The sequence below is a fragment of the Paenibacillus sp. FSL R5-0527 genome (assembly GCF_038008055.1).
GTDB lineage: Bacteria > Bacillota > Bacilli > Paenibacillales > Paenibacillaceae > Fontibacillus > Fontibacillus macerans.
The window spans coordinates 6,577,209-6,594,963 of record NZ_JBBOYI010000001.1 but is presented as its reverse complement, the minus strand read 5'-3'; the positions used below and the strand labels follow the sequence as shown (position 1 = coordinate 6,594,963).

Below are 17,755 nucleotides of genomic sequence, written 5' to 3'. Positions count from 1 at the left end.
TGGCGGCGCCCCCCGAGCTTTCGCGCGCCGTCAACGCCAACAACCACCTTCCATCTCTTTAAGAGAGAACGGAGGTGGTTGTTGGCGTTCATATTGGCGCGGGTTTGCACGGGCCACGAGATTAACGGTAAAAAAGGGTTCTATTTTGGACGCAAGCGGTATTTTGGCCTAAATAAGGGAATTTTTTACCCCTATGCTCGACAGGTGGGGGCAGATGTACACTTTTTCCAAGGCCGGCAACAAAATAAGTACATAAAATTCCGCTATTCCTCCAACGTGAGGGAGAATATCGAAGATAGCGGTAAAAATGACCGCTATCTTCGGTGAAGGCGGCGCTAACCGCGTTCTATCTCCGTTAAAGGACGCCGTCAGGCATTTTCTCCCGGCTGGACTTACCGGATGTTCGGCGTGGACTCCCGAATGACCGGTTTGGTGTAGATATGGGACACCTGGTAGGGCTGATTCGGGTCCTTGATGCGCGAAAGCAGCATTTCGGCGGCTTTGACGCCCATTTCGTTGCTGAAAATATGGACTGTCGTCAAATGCGGTTCGACGATCACGGACTCGGGGCCGTTGTCGAAACCGCAGATGACGATATCCTGGGGAATCGACAGGTTGCGGTTTTTCAGCGCTTTCATTACGCTAACGGCAATGTAATCGTTGGCGCAGACGAAAACGGAAGGAAGCTCCCGAATCGCGGCCAATCGCTCGTCCATCCACTCGGGTTCGGAGAAGAACAGCCGGTCGTCGTCGACGATGGACTGGGACAAGTCAAGGGCGATGCCGGCTTCGGACAAGGCGCGGTTAAATCCGGCCCATCTTTCGTTGAAGCTGCGGCAATGGTTGTAGTCGCCGATAAAGCCGAAGCTTTTGTAACCGCCATCAATTAATTTCTTGGTAAGCTGATAGGTGCTGTGGTCGTTCTCCATCAGCAGCACGTCGGCTTGAAATTCCGGGTAGCAAACGTAAGCCGAGCAATCGATAAAGATAGTCGGGATGCCGAGCCCGGTGATAAGCTTGCTGTATTCCAGATCAAACAGCTCGATGCAGATGATGCCGTCGACATTGGACGCGTCGAAGTTGTTCGGCAGCGACAGCGATTTTTGCTCGATGTCCCTGACGATATGAATGGACAGGTTGTAGCCTTCGGCGCTGATTCTTTTTTCCAGGCCGCTGATCAGGGTTGAACCGAAATGGGAGGTGTTCGGCAAATTCTCCGTCAGCAAAGCGATGTTGCCCGAACTTTTCGACAAAAAGCTGTCGCTGTCCATAAAGGCAAATTGCTTGTATTTCAGCTCAATGGCTTTTCTGATTACTTTATTGCGCGTTTCCGCCGGGATGCTTTCGCTTCCGTTCAGCGCTTTGGAGGCCGTGTTGCGGGAGATGCCCAAAGCGTCGGCGATATCCTGAATCGTTACTTTTTCCTTCGCCATCATTTCACCTCTATAAGATCCTCGGGTCACGATGCATAAAAAGCGAGTATTTGCAAAGATTTCCTATCTCAAATGTATAATAAATCGAGAAAAATAGCAACATCAACTTTACAAATGAACAATTGATATTTACAATTTTATATGATTACATTTGTCAAATTATTATACTAATTTGTTAATCGAATTAAAACATATGTGATCCGGAAAAATGCTGTTTTGTGCCGCTCATTTAACCGAGATTGTTTGATTCTAGAGTGTTCTGTACGGTTTGAAATAAGTTTTTGTGCAAATTTCAGAAATATTTCTTAACAAATGCACAAAAATAATTTTACAAAATATATTGACTATGAAAGTTTCGTTTGTTAAATTGTAAATGCAACAGGGTGCAGACAATAAAGGATTAGTGTTAGTGAAAGCCCTTACTTCACAAGAAATTGTAAACTCAACGGGAGAACGGAGGTAACAAAATTGCAAAGCACTATAAAAGCCGGACAAAGAGAAACGGCGCTCAGGAGATCCCATAGACAAAGCCCCTTCGAATATTTGCGGAAATACGGCTTCCTCTACCTGCTGCTTGCCCCGGCCCTGATCCTCACCTTGATCTTCAAATACGGGCCGATGTACGGGGCGGTGATTGCGTTTAAGGATTTCAGTCCGATCAAAGGCATCCTCGGCAGCGATTGGGTGGGGCTCAAAAATTTCGACAAGTTTCTGTCCTCGCCCAATTTTGAAGTCATCTTTATGAATACGCTTAAATTGAGCTTGCTTGGGCTTGTGCTCAGCTTTCCCGTGCCGATCTTGCTGGCGCTGATGCTCAATCAGATCCGCCGGGCCGGCGTGAAAAAGAACATCCAGTTGTTTCTGTACGCCCCCAACTTCATTTCCGTCGTGGTCGTCGTCGGGATGCTGTTCATCTTCCTGTCGCCGACAGGGCCCGTCAACCAGCTGTTCGTCTGGTTTACGGATGAGCCGATCATGTTCATGTCCCGCCCCGAGTACTTCAGGTGGATTTATATTTTGTCGGATATTTGGACGGGAGCGGGCTGGTCCTCGATCATCTATGTGGCCGCGCTGGCCAACGTGGACCCGGAGCTGCACCATGCGGCCCACCTGGACGGCGCCAACCTGCTGCAGCGGATTCGCCACATCGATCTGCCGACGATCCGCCCGATTATGGCGATCGTGTTCATTCTTGCCGCCGGCGGGATCATGTCGATCGGCTTCGAGAAGGCTTACTTGATGCAGACGGCCATGAACCTGCCGACCTCGGAGATCATTCCGACCTACGTGTACAAAATCGGCTTGCAGTCCGGAGACTACGCTTACTCCGCCGCCGTCGGGCTGTTCAACTCCGTCATCAACGTCATCCTGCTTGTGACCGTGAATTTTGTGGTCAAGAAGCTAAACGAGGGCGAAGGCCTCTATTAAGTCATCTTTTGAAGATATAAGAAAGAGTTGACTACTAAGGACCGGCTTCCTTATATCGCAAGAAAAACTACCGCTAAACGCGGTCTGTCTTCCTTGAAGATACGTCGATAAAGTTATTCTTATCACGAAGCAGGTCAAGAAGCGGATTCGGCATCGAATCTTGAATTCAGCCGGGCCTTCCGTTGCTCACGTACCCAAAACGTACGCTCCGCTACTCAGTCCCTAGCTTCATTCAACCTTCTCGGTGCTGAAAACCTGACTTATTGAACTCGCAATTGTATTGAAAGGAGCAAAACTGCCATGCCCATCAAACATTCGAAATTCGACCGCTTTCTGCTGGTTTTAAACGCCATCGGGCTAGCGTTCGCCGTCTTGATCGTGGTCGTCCCGCTGATTTATGTCGTCGTGGCCTCGTTTATGGACCCCTCCGTACTGCTTAGCCGCGGCTTGTCCTTCAACGTCAAGGATTGGACCCTGGACGGTTACGAGAAAATCCTGACGAATCCGGCGATGGTCCGGGGGTTCGGCAACGCGGTGCTGTACTCGACTTCTTTTGCCCTGATCACCGTGACGGTGTCGGTTTTCGCGGGCTACGCCCTGTCGGATCATAGGCTTGTCGGCCGCCGCATTTTTATGACCTTGTTTTTGATCACGATGTTTTTCGGCGGCGGGCTGGTGCCGACTTACCTGCTGGTCAAAGAGCTCGGCATGATCGATACGGTCTGGGCGGTGATCATTCCCGGCGCGGTCAACGTATGGAACATCATCTTGTCGCGGACGTTTTTCAAAGGCGTGCCGAACGAGCTGAGGGAGGCCGCCAACGTCGACGGCGCTTCCGAAGCGATGATTTTCTTCCGCATCGTGCTGCCGCTGTCCAAACCGATCGTTTTCGTGTTGGCGCTGTACGCTTTCGTCGGCCAATGGAACGCCTATTTCGACGCGATGATTTACCTGGACAATCCGAACTTGCACCCGCTGCAGCTCGTGCTCCGGTCGATTCTGATCCAGAACCAGGTCGATCCCAGCATGATCGCCGATCAACTGGCCATGGCGGAAATGAAGCGGCTGTCCGAGATGATCAAATACGCGGCGATCGTGATTTCGAGCCTGCCGCTCGTCGTGATGTATCCGTTTTTTCAGAAATATTTCGAGAAAGGTGTCATGGTCGGCTCCCTGAAATAACGCCGGCTGCACATAAATGCTTTGCCTAAAGCACAAACCTGGGAGGTCAAAAGACAATGGAAAAAAGCCAAAAAGTGAAATTCGCCTGCAAAGCCGTATCCGTCTCCGTACTTGCTTCCGCGCTTCTGCTGTCCGCCTGCGGCAACGGGGGCAGCAAAAATTCGGCCGCCAACGAACAGGATCCGAGCGGGAAGATCACGCTGAACATGATGACGCAAAGCTCGCCGCTGGCGCCCGCGGATCCCAACGACAAGCTGATTTTCAAACGGCTGGAGGAAAAAACGAACGTCCATATCAATTGGAAGAATTTCACCAAGGACGTGTTCGTGGAAAAAAGAAATCTCGCCATGGCCAGCGGCGATCTTCCCGACGCCATCTTCGACGCCGGTTACACCGATTACGAGCTGCTCAAGCTGGCCAAGGACGGGGCGATCATTCCGCTGAACGATCTGATCGAGCAGTATATGCCGAATTTCAAAAAGGTGCTGGAGGAAGCGCCGGAATACAAGGCGATGATTACCGCGCCGGACGGCAATATCTACGCTTTTCCGTGGATCGAAGAGCTCGGTACGGGGAAAGAGCGGATTCAATCCGTCGACGCCGTTCCGTGGATCAATGTGGAATGGCTGAATAAGCTCGGTCTGGAGATGCCGAAAACGACGGAGGAATTAAAGCAGGTGCTGATCGCCTTCAAAACCCAGGATCCCAACGGAAACGGGCAGGCCGACGAAATTCCGCTGTCTTTTATCAACAAGCCGGGGGCCGAGGATTTGGTGTTCCTGTTCGCCGCGTTTGGCTTAGGGGAAAATCCCGATCACGCGGTAGTTGCGAACGACGGTAAAGTCGTGTTTGCGCCTGCCGAAGAAGGCTACAAAAACGCCGTCAAATATATCAACGAGTTATACAAGGAAGGACTCATCGATGTCGAAGCGTACACACAGGATTGGAGCACGTATCTGGCCAAAGGCAAGGACCATAGATACGGCCTGTATTTCACCTGGGACAAGAGCAACATTACGGGCGCTAATGACAGCTATGAGGTCATGCCGCCGGTAGCCGGGCCGGACGGTGAAATCAATGTGGCCCAAACGAACGCGCTGGGCTTCCATCGCGGCCGGATGGTCGTTACGAGCACCAACAAAAAGCTGGAAGCGACGGCGAAATGGGTGGATCAGATGTACGATCCGATCCAATCCGTGCAGAACAATTGGGGCACTTACGGCGATGAGTCGCAGCAAAACATCTTCGAATACGACGAAGCGAGCAACAGCCTGAAGCACCTGCCGCTGAACGGAACCGCACCGGTCGAACTGCGCGAAAAAACGAGCGTTGGCGGCCCGCTGGCGATTCTGGACAGCTATTTCGGCAAATACACCACCGTGCCGGACGACGCCAAGGAAAGAATGCAAATCGTCAAGGAGGTCATGGCTCCTCATATGAAGGCGGAGCAGGCAATGCCCAACGTATTCCATTCGATCGATGAACTGGACCGGCTGACGACGATCGAAACGGACCTATTCGCTTATGTGCTGAGAAAGCGCACCGAGTGGTATCAGAACGGCAAAATCGATGAAGAGTGGAGCGGCTATTTGCAGGAGCTGGATCGGCTCGGGCTGCAGGAATGGCTGAAAATCAAGCAGGACGGTTATGACCGGGCCATGAAGAAGTAATCGGGAAGCAAAGCGGCATCGCACGAAGCATCCGCATTCAACGAAAAATCCGAGAAATAGAAAACGATAGGTACTTATAGAGATAGCCGATTTTATTACGGAGGCAAAAAGGAGAGACGCTGGAATGTCGACAATCGCCAAGCAAAACTACAAAGGCAGGTATCATTTCTCGCCGGAGAAGAACTGGATGAACGATCCGAACGGATTGGTTTATTTTGCCGGAGAATATCATCTATTCTATCAATATTATCCTCACGGAACGACCCACGGGCCGATGCACTGGGGCCACGCCGTAAGCGAAGACCTGGTTCATTGGGAGGAGCTTGACATTGCGCTCTTCCCCGACGAGAACGGCACGATTTTCTCGGGAAGTGCGGTAGTGGACTGGGGCAATACGACCGGCTTTTTCGGGGAGGAACCGGGGCTGGTCGCGATTTTCACCCATCACCTCGAAGCGGAAGGAAAACCTCCCGTGCAGACGCAAAGCATCGCCTACAGCAAGGACAAAGGCAGAACTTGGACGAAATACGCGGGAAATCCGGTGTTGAGACATGAACGCTTCGTTGATTTTCGCGATCCCAAGGTGTTTTGGCATGAAGGCACCCGGCGCTGGGTTATGATCCTCGCTTGCGGGCAGACGGTATGCCTGTATCATTCTCCCGATTTAAAAACATGGACGTTCGCCAGCGAGTTCGGCAGCGGAATCGGCTTCCATGAGGCGGTTTGGGAGTGTCCCGATTTGTTCCGGCTGGCGGTCGATGGCGATGCCTCCCGGCAAAAATGGGTGATGCTGGTCAGCGTGGGCGATCATCCCGCTTATGCGGAAGGGTCGAGAACGCAGTATTTTACCGGGGAATTCGACGGCGTGACGTTCACGCCCGATGAAGACTCACGCGCGGTCCGCTGGCTGGATTATGGCCGGGACAATTACGCGGGCGTCAGTTGGTCCGATATTCCGGCGGAGGATGGCAGACGGCTGCTGATCGGCTGGATGAGCAACTGGAAGTATGCGCAGCTTACGCCGGCGGAAGAGTTTCGCGGCGCGATGACGGTACCACGGGAACTTGCTCTGGAATCCCGGAACGGTGCGACCGTTCTGACGCAGAGACCGGCGCGGGAACTGGCGCGTGTGCGCCGGCCGGTGCTCAGCCTGGCGAATGTCACCGCCGGGGAAGCGGAAGCCGCGCTGCGTTCCCTTAGGCTGGACAGCTGCGAGCTGGTTGCGGAAGCCGCGCCCGGCGCGTCCTTTGCCTTTAAGGTCAGAACGGGGGCCGGTCAGGAGACGGTTGTCGGCGTGAACGCGGCTTCCGGGGAGGTCTATGTGGACCGCACGAAGTCGGGGCAGCATGAGTTCCACGAGCAGTTCCGCGGCGTGCACGCGGCCAAGCTGCATTCCGCGGGGGAAAAGCTCGAGCTGCGCATTTTCGTGGACCGCGCCTCCGTCGAAGTGTTTGCCAATGACGGGGAAGCGGTTATTACCGATCTGATCTTCCCCGGCCCGGAGGCCACCGGCCTATCCCTCGCGGCGGAAACGGACTTGGCGCTGAAGTCGCTGACGATTTATGAGCTGGCGCCGTAATTTAGATGGAGGCAGCAATGCCTGGGACGTTGTAAGATACATTTTCTAACCGCACCAATATTCTAACGGTTGCCACAAGCGTTAATTGCGCCAAAAACGTTGATTTCAAATTGTAACGGTTGCCATAGCGCTTATTTCACTAAAATCCGGCTTAGTTTGCTTAGATTCAGGCAAATAACGGCGATCACAACCGTTAGAGTTTTGAAAAAGGCTTTGTTCGCAAATTAGGCGTTGCTGCAACCGTTAGATTTCCGGCGGGCGTATGATCGGCTTGAAAACATGATCATTTCCCCAGAAAATCTGGATTCCAGGAAATCTGAATCCCAGGAAATCTGGCATGTATCAAGCTGCAAGTTGTCTAGATTGAAAGTTAATGCGCTAGTGTTGCCGAAACGCACGCTGAAATGCCAAATAAGGTCTGTGGTGACCGTTACGATATGCAAACTGCTGTTTTTTTGGCGAAATAACGCCGCTGGTGTCCGTTAGGGTCGGCGATGCGGCCGATGAATACAGCCGATGAATGCGGCCATGAATACGGCCATAAATGCGGCTATGAATGCGGCCATGAATGCGGCCGATGAATACAAGATGCGGGACCGCCTTGGACTGTATCGAAAAAAGGAGATCATCAACATGCGCATAGGAGCGATTGAAGCCGGCGGGACGAAATTCGTCTGCGGCATCGGCGATGAGCACGGCGTGATTGAGGACAGCATCAGTTTTCCGACGGAAAGTCCGGAGATTACGCTTGGCAAAGCGATTGCTTATTTGAAGGACAAACGGGTGGAGGCGATTGGGGTCGGTTCATTTGGCCCCATCGATCTTCGGCAAGACAGCCCCACCTACGGCTATGTGACCACAACGCCGAAACCCGGTTGGAGCCGGTTCGATTTCCTCGGCGCGCTGCGCCGCGAATTCCCGGTCCCCTTGGGCTGGGATACCGACGTGAATGCGGCCGCGCTGGGGGAAGCGGCGTGGGGGGCCGCCCGGGGCCTGAACAGCTGCCTGTATTATACGGTGGGAACGGGCGTTGGGATCGGCGTCTATCTGGAAGGCCGGCTGGTGCATGGGCTGGTTCATCCGGAGGGCGGCCATGTGCCGGTAAGGCGGCACCCGGACGATGATTTCGCGGGCCGCTGCCCGTATCACGGCGATTGCCTGGAAGGCATGGCGGCGGGGCCGGCGATCGAAGCCCGCTGGAAAGTCAAAGGGCATGAGCTGCCAGGGAATCATCCCGCTTGGGAAATCGAGGCGTTTTATCTTGCCCAGTCGATTACGGGGGCGGTGCTCTTGGTCTCGCCGGAAAAGGTCATCCTGGGCGGCGGGGTCATGCAGCAGCCCCAACTGTTCCCGTTGATCCGGGAGGCGGTGCGCCGAAATCTGAACGGATACATAAACGCCGGCGAGATTTTGGAGCGCATGGAGGAGTATATCGTGCCTCCCGGCCTTGGGCAGCAAGCAGGGCTTTGCGGCGCTTTGGCATTGGGGCTGAAGGCGTTAACCGGGCCGCTTCTTTCTTCTTAAGCGCAAGCGAAGAAAGCGAAGAAAGCGGCGAAGAGAGCGTGCCGGAGGGAGGCGGTGGCCGTGATCCATGGCCTCCTGCGCCGGAAGCCAAAACAAGTTTGTATCTCTTACAGGAAAAGAGGGTGTATCATGGGCAAAGGAAAATCCGTATTATCCATCCTTTTGTCCTCCGCGCTTATTTTTGCCGGGCTTGATGCAGGGATGGTCCGGGCGGCAGGCGCGGAGACGGAAACGGGAAAGGAGGCTAACGCCATTTTTGAAAGCGCAACCAAATTGGAGACGAATTTGACCGGCTGGCGAATCGAGGGAAAAGGCCGAATGGAGACGGTGGAGCAGGGGCTTCTGCTCGTCTCGGAGCCAAGGGAGAACGTGATGGCCCTGACGGAAACCCGGGCGGCCGATTTTATCTATGAAGCTGACGTCATGGTAACGGAGAGACAGGCGGACGCCACATTGGTATTCCGCTCCAATGAGGACGGGTGGTCCTCCTACATGCTTCAGCTCGTGCCGAACGCAGGGCTGATCCGGCTAAAGGATGCAAGCGAAGACGGCAAGCTGCGGGAAGAACGGCGGGTGGACTTGGCCGAGAGGGAAATCTATCATCTGAAAGTCAAAGCCGAAGGAACCCGGCTTCAGGTATTTTGGGGGGACCGCTTCCAACCGTTGATCGACGTCCATGACGGGGCTTATGCTTCCGGGTATTTGGGCCTCAACGTCTGGGACGGCTCCGCGCTGTTTCAGAATGTGAAGGTCAGCGAACTGAACAGCAATTTAGGCGCGGCGATCGCGAGTTCGGGAGTCTGGCAGCCGGACCTGCGGGGGGAGCTGGGAACGGCGGACGGTACCCGGCGGGCGCTGCGGCTTTATCAGGGGGCTGAGCGGGATCTCGTGCTGGAAGGAAACGTGTCTTTTGCCGCCGATCAGGGGGATGCCGGTTTGCGGTTTAGAGCGAACGGGCAGGGGACGGAAGGCTACGAGGCGGCTTTGCGAAAAGACGGCGGCCAGGTTTGGGCGGAGCTGAGAAAAGCGGACGGCCGCGTCATCGCGGCCTCGGAACGTGCTTACCCGTCGGCTGCCAAAGCAAGGCACCATCTGGAAATCCATGCGCTTGGGAGCCGGATTCAGGTCTATGTGGACGGATACGCTGAACCCGCCGTGGATGCCGTTGACAATAGCTACGCGGACGGTCACGCGGGATTTGCGGTATCCGGGGGAACGGCGTATTTTCAGGACGTCTATTTGACCGCGGCCAACGATTATTATACGGAAAAATACCGCCCCGACTACCATTATTCGCCTGCCCGCGGGTCGGCAAGCGATCCGAACGGACTGGTCCATTACGAAGGGGAATACCATCTGTTTCATCAGGACGGCGGAACTTGGGCGCACGCGGTCAGCACCGATCTCGTTCATTGGAAGCGGTTGCCCATCGCTTTGCCCTGGAACGATCTGGGCCATGTCTGGTCGGGTTCGGCCGTCGCCGATCTCCATAATGCCTCCGGCTTGTTCGCGGATTCCGGGGGAAAAGGCCTGATCGCCTATTATACTTCCTATAATCCGGACCGCCCGAACGGCAACCAGCGCATCGGACTGGCGTACAGCAAGGATCGCGGCCGCACCTGGGAATACGCCGCAGAGCGCCCGATCGTGATCGAAAATCCGGGCAAGCAGGGGGACGATCCGGGAGGATGGGATTTTCGCGATCCCAAGGTCGTGCGGGACGAAGAGCATAACCGCTGGGTTATGGTTGTGTCCGGCGGCGACCATATCCGCTTTTTCACTTCGACCAACCTGATCGACTGGACGCTGACCGACAATTTCGGATACGGGGCTTATGTCCGCGGCGGCGTGTGGGAGTGCCCCGATTTGTTCCAACTGGCCGTGGACGGTACGGTCAAGAAAAAATGGGTGCTCATGATCAGCACGGGTGCCAACCCGAATACGCAGGGTTCGGCGGCGGAGTATTTTATTGGGGAGCTTACTCCCGAAGGCAAGTTCGTTAACGACAACCCTGCCGGCAAGGTGCTGGCGACCGATTACGGAAAAGAGTACTACGCCTCTATGTCTTTTGCCGGTATGCCGGACGGACGCAGGGTAATGCTGGCCTGGATGACGAACTGGGATTACCCGTTTGCTTTTCCGACCGAGGGTTGGAAGGGGGTTCTAAGCATTCCGCGCGAGTTAACGCTGCAGAAGACGAACGAGGGAATCCGCCTGGCGCAGGCGCCGATCCGTGAGCTGGAATCGCTGCGCGGCCAGCAGCTGTTTGCGGCGTCGGACCGCCGCGTCCAAGCGGATAGGGAGAATTTACTGAAAGGCGTGTCCTCCGGAGCCTATGAAATTGAAGCCGAAATTGAAATTCCGCAGGCCAGCCGCGTGAGCGAATTCGGTTTCCGCCTCCGCGAGGGGAACGGCAAGCGGACGGTCGTCGGCTACAAAACAAAAGAGAACGAGATGTATGTGGATCGCTCTCTTTCCGGCGACACCGGCTTCTCCGACCGGTTCAGCACGCTTCATCAGGCGCCGCTTCAGCCGGACAACCGGCGCGTGAAGCTGCGGATTTTCGTGGACGATTCCTCGCTGGAGGTATTCGGAGGGGATGGCCGCGTAGTATTTTCGGAGGTGATTTTTCCCGATCCTGCGCACCGTGAAATGAGCCTTTTTACTGTAGGTGGAGAGGTGAACGTGGTTTCCTTGAAAGTACACGCACTAACAAACGTATGGAACGAGGCGGCGGAGAGCCAAACCTCCATCGTGATGGACACGAGCCCGCAGCAAATGGAGCTGGGGGACACCCGGACCTTGTATGCGGCGGTGAACGGCGGCGCGAAAGGCGGGCGCAGCGGCGGTTCGGACGTCAACCGAAATCAGCCGATCCGCTGGGAGACAAGCGATCCGCAAGTCGTGGCCATCGCCTCGTCCGATCAGCGGCAGGCGGTGATTCGCGCGGCCGGCCAAGGAGAGGCGGTGATCACCGCCTCCACCCCGAACGGGAAGACGTCGGCGAGCGTTCCGGTGAAGGTGTTCGCCGGGGAGTTCCATACGAATCTGACCGGTTGGGCTCCCGATTTGGCGGCATCCTCCTGGGTGGCGACGGAGCGGGGCATCCGCGGCAGCTACGGGAGCGACGCTCACTATGTAGCGGAGGAGACGGCCGGAGATTTTGTGTATGAGGCCGAAATGACGCTGGACGAAAAGGGCGGAGCGGGCTCAGTTCTGTTCCGGGCGAGCCGGGACGGGCGCAGCGGGTACTATTTTAATATCGATCCGAATATGAAAGCCTTCCGCTTGTTTTACAAAATCGATGGCGCATTTGCCGAACGCCAGGTGCTGGCGAATGTGCCGGCATTCATCCAGCCGGGGAAGAAATACGCCATCGTTATCGAAGCGGACGGGCCGCGTATCCGGATTTCCGTGGACGGCGCCGGGATCATTGACATTACCGACGGAACGTTTGCGGAAGGGCATTTCGGCGTTCACGTCTTTGGCGGCGCGGCGTATTACCAAAACGTCAACGCCAGCCGGGTGGAGCAGGCCAAGCTGCGGAAGACAAGCTTCGTTAACGCCGGCGCGAACGCGTCGCTGTATGCAGCGAAAGCGGAAAACGGCGAGCCGGTCGCGCTGCTCCCGTCCGGAGATGGGGAGGCGTCCTCCCAGACTTGGGTTTTGGTGCCGACCGGAGACGAGTCGGGCTCCTATTCGATCCGCACCGCCGCGGGAGGCAAAGCTTTGGACCTCGATACCGGCCAAAACAAACTCCAGCTGTACGATTATCTCGGCTACGACAATCAGCGCTGGCTGCTTCGCGACAATGGCGACGGCACGGCAGCCATTCTGTCGCTTCACAACCAGCAAGCGCTTGAAGCTTCGGCGGACGGCGGCTCCTTGTACTTGAACGAACCGGATCCGGCGCTGGACCGGCAAAAATGGCAAGTGGCGGACACCGGCGCGCCGTGATGCTCTGGTTTTTAAAGTTCTAGCGGCCGGGTTGGTTAATAATGAAGGGTTCCCAAATCGCGGAGAAGGTTTCTTCCGCTTGGGAGCTCTTTTTTTGTTTGGATATTTGCGAGTAATGATATAGTTTATACTATATAAATCATCTTTCGGTGCGACCAACATGAAATTGGCAATTAAGCGAAGCAGTTGTTGCAAAAAGCGATCGCCCCACCCGAGCGTACCTGCTTCACTCTCCAGCTTTCTTGGTCCATTGTTGAATGGAATAGTTGCAGAATGCACAGTTACTTATCGGGAAATGCTGCCACAGCACCTGAATAAGTGTAAAACCTGCAATTACTCCGCTGCCTTTCGAAGAAGAGACATAGAAACGAGGAAATAGATGTATGAAATACAATTAAACAGATGATTGGTAAATAGATGTAAAGTTAGTTGTATGATTTGCAATTAATGGTCAGAGGGGGGCCGGTCAAGCACACTTTTGCCCGCCATCCGACCAGGCGAAATAAATTAGGCAACGGTGTACTCTGTCTGTACAGCATCGGCAGTTAAGCCGATTTTGGTTCTGCGAAAGTTGAGTGTATAAGCTGAACTAAAGAAATGCGGAAGTCAGGCAAAAGGATTTCTACAACATCTGAATTTAATTGAATTTGAGATATGTTTCAAAAAAAGAACGGGAAGGGAAGAAAATGAGCGATACATCCGATAAACTCGTGGTGACGGAAGAGGAAGTTCGTTACATGCTTCATGCCGCCGGCAGCATCGCCGGGCGCGTGGGAAGGACGATTCTGGCCAAATATTGAAAGGTTCCCGCGACAAAAAGCTGTTGGCGCTAGGGCTGAAGCGATAGTATAGCATACGGATATTATCGGCAGCTGACGATCGCGAACATCACCGAGCGCGTAGACTGGATGATTAAAAACGATTTTCCGGCATTCAGTTGGGTTGGCGAAATGCCGGTGCTGGTATTTACGGAGCGGGGGCGGGAAATCCAGCGGGAGCAGTTGGCGGACCTGCTGCTGTCGCAGTGGAAGGCTTGGGTGGAAGCCGGGATTCCCGTCGTGGATATGACCTACCTCAAGGACCACGACCGGAGCATGATCTTACTGTTTTTGCAAAAAATCGCGAATTCGCGGGACGCCCGCTGCATTCCTTTGCTGAAACAGTGGGAGCTTGTGGATTACAGGAAGGTGCGGCATGCCATTGGCCAAGTTATCGTCCACCTGCAGCAAGGGACAAGCCAACCGCTTGTGCTGAAAGGCGCGCCGGTGGATGCAGGGGTGGGCGCAGGAAAGCTGATTATCGGGGAACGGAAGAGCGAACGATTGAAATGCCGGGACTGCGGCGCGCGTTTTGACTGGACCGTCGAAGAGCAGGACAGTTTCCGCATGAGAGGGTGGGATCCGCCCAAAAGATGCCGGGGATGCCGGAAGGAGCGCAGCATCACAAGAGTCTTTGACTTTGATGGCTGGATATGATGCAATAACGGCTCGCAAGCTGCCACCGGGGAGTCTCCGGTCAGCCTGCCTGCTTTTGCCGAAGCTTTGTTGGGATTCCGGGATTATGGTAAAATGGCGGTGTGCTATTATAGGATGACCCGAAGATGGGAGGAGCTTTTTTTTGAAGTACAAATTGTTGGCGCTCGATATGGACGGAACGTTGTTGAACGATGAGCAGCAAATTACGCCGGAAACGGAAAAATGGATTCGCAAGGCGGCGGCGGCCGGGGTACATGTCTGCCTGTCGACGGGGCGGGGATATCATGAGGCGATCGCGTATGGGGAGCAGCTTGATCTGGGCACGCCGATGATCACCGTGAACGGGAGCGAAATATGGAGAACGCCGAAAGAGCTGCACAGCCGGGTATTGCTTGACCGGTCGCTTGTCGCCCGGATGCATGCCATTGCCGAGGAAAAGAAGGTATGGTTTTGGGCCTACTCGGTGGAAGGCAGCTACAATGAAACGAATTGGGTCCCTGAGGTGCTGGAGCGCAATCAGTGGATGAAATTCGGCTATTTTACCAAGGACGACGAGGCGCGCCAGGATATCAAGCGGCAGCTCCAGGAGCTGGGCGGTCTGGAAGTCACCAATTCGTCGCCGTACAATTTGGAGATCAATCCCGCGGGGATCAGCAAAGCGAGCGGCATTCGCACCGTTTGCGATTGGTTTGGCCTCGATTTGTCCGAAGTCGTGGCGGTTGGGGACAGCCTGAACGACCTCGCCGCGATCGAAGCGGCCGGGCTCGGCGTCGCTATGGGCAACGCCCAGGAAGCCGTAAAGGCCAAGGCGGACGTGGTAACGGCCACGAACAACGAGGACGGCATCGCGCTGATTATCCGCGATTATATTTTAACGGGAGAGTGAAGTTGTCGTGATGACCATGACCGTGCTCGGATGGATTTTGGTGATATTGCTGTTTGCCATCGGTATGGCGGGGGCGGTATATCCCGTGCTTCCCGGCGTCATCGCCATCTATTTCGCCTTTTTTGTGTACGGCTGGTTTTTCTCCTTCGAGCCGTTTGGGCCGCTTTTCTGGATCGTGCAGACGTTGATCGTCGTTGTGCTGCTGGTCGCGGACTATGCGGTCGGAGCCTGGGGCGTGAAAAAATTCGGCGGCAGCAAGCTGTCCGTCTGGCTCAGCACGATCGGCATCATCATCGGACCGTTTGTCATCCCGGCGTTTGGGCTTGTGCTCGGGCCGCTGCTCGGGGCGATGCTCGGGGAGATTATTCGCGGCGAGTCGCTTTCCAAGGCGTTTAAAGTCGGGATCGGCTCAGTCGTCGGCCTGTTCAGCAGCATCGTCGTCAAGGTGATTTTGCAGTTGGTCATGATCGCCGCGTTTATTATCTGGATCATAGCGGCTTAGCTTTGCGCGGCGGATAGGCCGGTGCCAGGCTCTTGCTTTTAGAGCGTTATAATCATCGCAGAAATGGACTTATTCAGGGTAGCGAAAGAAGGAATCGTTGTTGTCCAAAAAAGAATCGTTTATTAAAGGCACTTTGATTTTGGCGGGGGCGGCGCTGATCGCGAGGGTGCTCGGATTGTTTCAGCGCGTGCCGCTGGAGCACATTCTCGGCAGCGTCGGGAATGCCTCCTATTCGCAGGCGAACAATGCTTATTTCATGCTGCTCACCTTGGCCACGGCCGGCATTCCCAGCACGTTAAGCAAAATGGTTTCCGAACGCCACGCCTTAAACCGGCCAGAGGAGGCCCGCCGCGTGTATCACGCCGCGCTGATCTTTGCCGCAGCCGCCGGCGTCATCATGTTTGCGCTGCTGTTTGCTATGGCGCCTTATTATGCGCAAGCTTCCGGTGTTCCTGAGTCGGTGGTGGCGATTCGGGCGCTTGCCCCGGCGCTGCTGCTGTTTCCGCTGATCGCCATCATCCGCGGTTATTTGCAGGGGCGGAACATTATGATCGCCGGCGGCATCTCTCAAGTCATTGAGCAAATCGTTCGTGTGACGACAGGCATTGTTCTGGCGTTTATGCTATACAACTGGGGGTTTTCCGGAAAGGATATCGCCGCAGGGGCGACCTTCGGCGCGGTGCTTGGCGGCGTGGCCGCTTTGATCGTTATGCTGTATTTCAGCGTAAAAATGCTGCGGCAGGACCGGACCGAACGGGCACAGGATGCCAAACCGGAAGAAAAGCTGCCGTTTAAGCGGATTTATGCGGAAATTTTCAAATTGTCGATCCCGATCGTGTTGACTTCGCTGGCGGTTTCGGCCGTCAATTTTATCGATAGCTCAATTGTGGAGCCGTTGTTAAGAGGCCAAATCGGTTCTGAACAAGCCACCTATATCCTGGGGATATTGGGTACCCGGGCGCAAATGATCGCCGGCATTCCGCCGATTTTGGCCATTGCGCTTAGCCAATCGCTGGTGCCGATTATTTCCGCGGCCTACGCCCGGAAAGACCAGGAGCATTTGCAGCGCCAGGTTACACTGGCGATGCGGATTTCGGTGCTGACCGGCATGCCGATCATCGTCGCGCTCGGTTCAGCGGCTTATTCCGTGAACGGCTTGCTGTTCAGTACGCGGGACGGCAGCGGTATCGTGGCCTTGCTGACGTTTATGACGATTTTTCAAATTACGATGATGACCAGCAACTCGATCCTGCTCGGCGTGGGCAAAGCGAACCAGTCGATGATTCACGTCGCGATCGGGGTTGCCTTGAAGCTGGCGGCCAGCTATATCCTCGCGCAGTTTTGGGGAATTTACGGCATCGTTACGGCGACAGGACTATGTTTCCTGGTCATTACACTGCTCAATGTACGGGCGATGAAGCGGATCGTTCCGTTCTCGCTGATGGGCGGCCGTTGGCCGGGTTTTCTGGCGACGGTGGCTGTGCTGTCCGGCGTGGGCTACGGCCTGAATCAGGCCGGCATCCAAATGGAGGCGCTGATGCCGGCGCGGATCGCCTTCTTCCTGACCTGCTGCATCGTCGGAGCGGCTGTGGTCGCTTTGTACCCGGTCATGCTGATCCTGCTGCGGGTGGTCCGCAAGGACGAACTGGCCGGTTATCCGAAGCCGCTGCGGAAACTGCTGTCCCCGCTCATGCGCCTACAGCGCGGCGGCGAAACCGCCGTGGGGAAATAAGTAGTGGCGGCGGGCAGGGTTCGGGCGCTGTTAACGCGCCTTTTCCAGGTGCGCGTTCCCGTGCTGCAGGGGGGATGGTTAGACCGTGTGCTGCCTTTGGACAAACTTTTTACCACCTGGCGGTGCGAGGCAGCATTGAACGCGGCCGCGCTGGAACGGACCGACCTGCGGCCGCATTGCTGACCTGCGGCCGAACCCGGGCGCCTCGCCAGCCGAACCTGGGCGTCCCGCTAGCCGAACCTCGTCTTGCTAGCCGAACCTTGTCCTGCTAGCCGAACCTGGGCGTCCCGCTAGCCGAACCTCGTCCTGCTAGCCGAACCTCGTCCCGCTAGCGGTAAAAAAGGGCGCTATTGATAGAGTTTTGCGTATTAACAGGAAGTTAGCGGA

Annotated in this window: 11 protein-coding genes; 10 read left to right on the top strand and 1 reads right to left on the bottom strand. The window is 55.3% G+C overall.

The window, feature by feature from the left end:
- Positions 1-392: 392 nt before the first annotated feature.
- Positions 393-1,433, bottom strand: a complete 1,041-nt coding sequence (locus tag NYE69_RS29640; protein WP_340929578.1) for a LacI family DNA-binding transcriptional regulator — start codon at positions 1,431-1,433, stop codon at positions 393-395.
- Positions 1,434-1,976: 543 nt separating this feature from the next.
- On the opposite strand from NYE69_RS29640, the gene NYE69_RS29635 reads away from it, so the two are divergent.
- The 10 genes from NYE69_RS29635 to NYE69_RS29590 all read left to right on the top strand — a co-directional run bounded on the left by NYE69_RS29635 (position 1,977) and on the right by NYE69_RS29590 (position 17,368).
- A complete protein-coding gene (locus NYE69_RS29635) occupies positions 1,977-2,861 on the top strand; it encodes an ABC transporter permease (RefSeq protein WP_445744852.1) in 885 nt (294 codons plus the stop codon).
- Positions 2,862-3,161: 300 nt separating this feature from the next.
- Positions 3,162-4,043, top strand: coding sequence for a carbohydrate ABC transporter permease (locus NYE69_RS29630; RefSeq protein ID WP_036620037.1), 882 nt, complete (start codon positions 3,162-3,164; stop codon positions 4,041-4,043).
- A gap of 56 nt (positions 4,044-4,099) precedes the next feature.
- Positions 4,100-5,713, top strand: coding sequence for an ABC transporter substrate-binding protein (locus tag NYE69_RS29625; RefSeq protein ID WP_328272258.1), 1,614 nt, complete (start codon positions 4,100-4,102; stop codon positions 5,711-5,713).
- A 124-nt stretch (positions 5,714-5,837) separates the two neighbouring features.
- Entirely contained in the window at positions 5,838-7,292 is a 1,455-nt protein-coding gene (locus NYE69_RS29620) for a glycoside hydrolase family 32 protein (RefSeq protein ID WP_340929573.1), read from the top strand.
- 633 nt (positions 7,293-7,925) lie between these two features.
- A complete protein-coding gene (locus NYE69_RS29615) occupies positions 7,926-8,816 on the top strand; it encodes an ROK family protein (protein ID WP_328272976.1) in 891 nt (296 codons plus the stop codon).
- A 129-nt stretch (positions 8,817-8,945) separates the two neighbouring features.
- Positions 8,946-12,773 carry a GH32 C-terminal domain-containing protein gene (locus NYE69_RS29610; protein WP_340929571.1) on the top strand — a complete coding sequence of 1,276 codons (3,828 nt, stop codon included), beginning with the start codon at positions 8,946-8,948 and terminating at the stop codon, positions 12,771-12,773.
- 848 nt (positions 12,774-13,621) lie between these two features.
- A complete protein-coding gene (locus tag NYE69_RS29605; RefSeq protein ID WP_340930572.1) occupies positions 13,622-14,248 on the top strand; it encodes an RQC-minor-1 family DNA-binding protein in 627 nt (208 codons plus the stop codon).
- Positions 14,249-14,390: 142 nt separating this feature from the next.
- The gene (locus tag NYE69_RS29600; protein WP_164815273.1) at positions 14,391-15,134 is read left to right on the top strand and encodes a Cof-type HAD-IIB family hydrolase; all 744 of its coding nucleotides are present in this window, start codon (positions 14,391-14,393) and stop codon (positions 15,132-15,134) included.
- Between the two features lie 16 nt (positions 15,135-15,150).
- A complete protein-coding gene (locus NYE69_RS29595; protein ID WP_340930570.1) occupies positions 15,151-15,636 on the top strand; it encodes a DUF456 domain-containing protein in 486 nt (161 codons plus the stop codon).
- A gap of 100 nt (positions 15,637-15,736) precedes the next feature.
- On the top strand, positions 15,737-17,368 hold the full coding sequence (locus NYE69_RS29590) for a putative polysaccharide biosynthesis protein (RefSeq protein ID WP_340929569.1): 1,632 nt from the start codon (positions 15,737-15,739) through the stop codon (positions 17,366-17,368).
- The last annotated feature ends 387 nt before the right edge of the window (positions 17,369-17,755 follow it).

What these genes read in the sequence shown, in the direction of transcription:
- NYE69_RS29630 (WP_036620037.1), top strand. Translation starts at nt 3,162, where the DNA reads ATGCCCATCAAACATTCGAAATTCGACCGCTTTCTGCTGGTTTTAAAC.
- NYE69_RS29620 (WP_340929573.1), top strand. Translation starts at nt 5,838, where the DNA reads ATGTCGACAATCGCCAAGCAAAACTACAAAGGCAGGTATCATTTCTCG.
- NYE69_RS29625 (WP_328272258.1), top strand. Translation starts at nt 4,100, where the DNA reads ATGGAAAAAAGCCAAAAAGTGAAATTCGCCTGCAAAGCCGTATCCGTC.
- NYE69_RS29610 (WP_340929571.1), top strand. Translation starts at nt 8,946, where the DNA reads ATGGGCAAAGGAAAATCCGTATTATCCATCCTTTTGTCCTCCGCGCTT.
- NYE69_RS29615 (WP_328272976.1), top strand. Translation starts at nt 7,926, where the DNA reads ATGCGCATAGGAGCGATTGAAGCCGGCGGGACGAAATTCGTCTGCGGC.
- NYE69_RS29640 (WP_340929578.1), bottom strand. Translation starts at nt 1,433, where the DNA reads ATGGCGAAGGAAAAAGTAACGATTCAGGATATCGCCGACGCTTTGGGC.
- NYE69_RS29595 (WP_340930570.1), top strand. Translation starts at nt 15,151, where the DNA reads ATGACCGTGCTCGGATGGATTTTGGTGATATTGCTGTTTGCCATCGGT.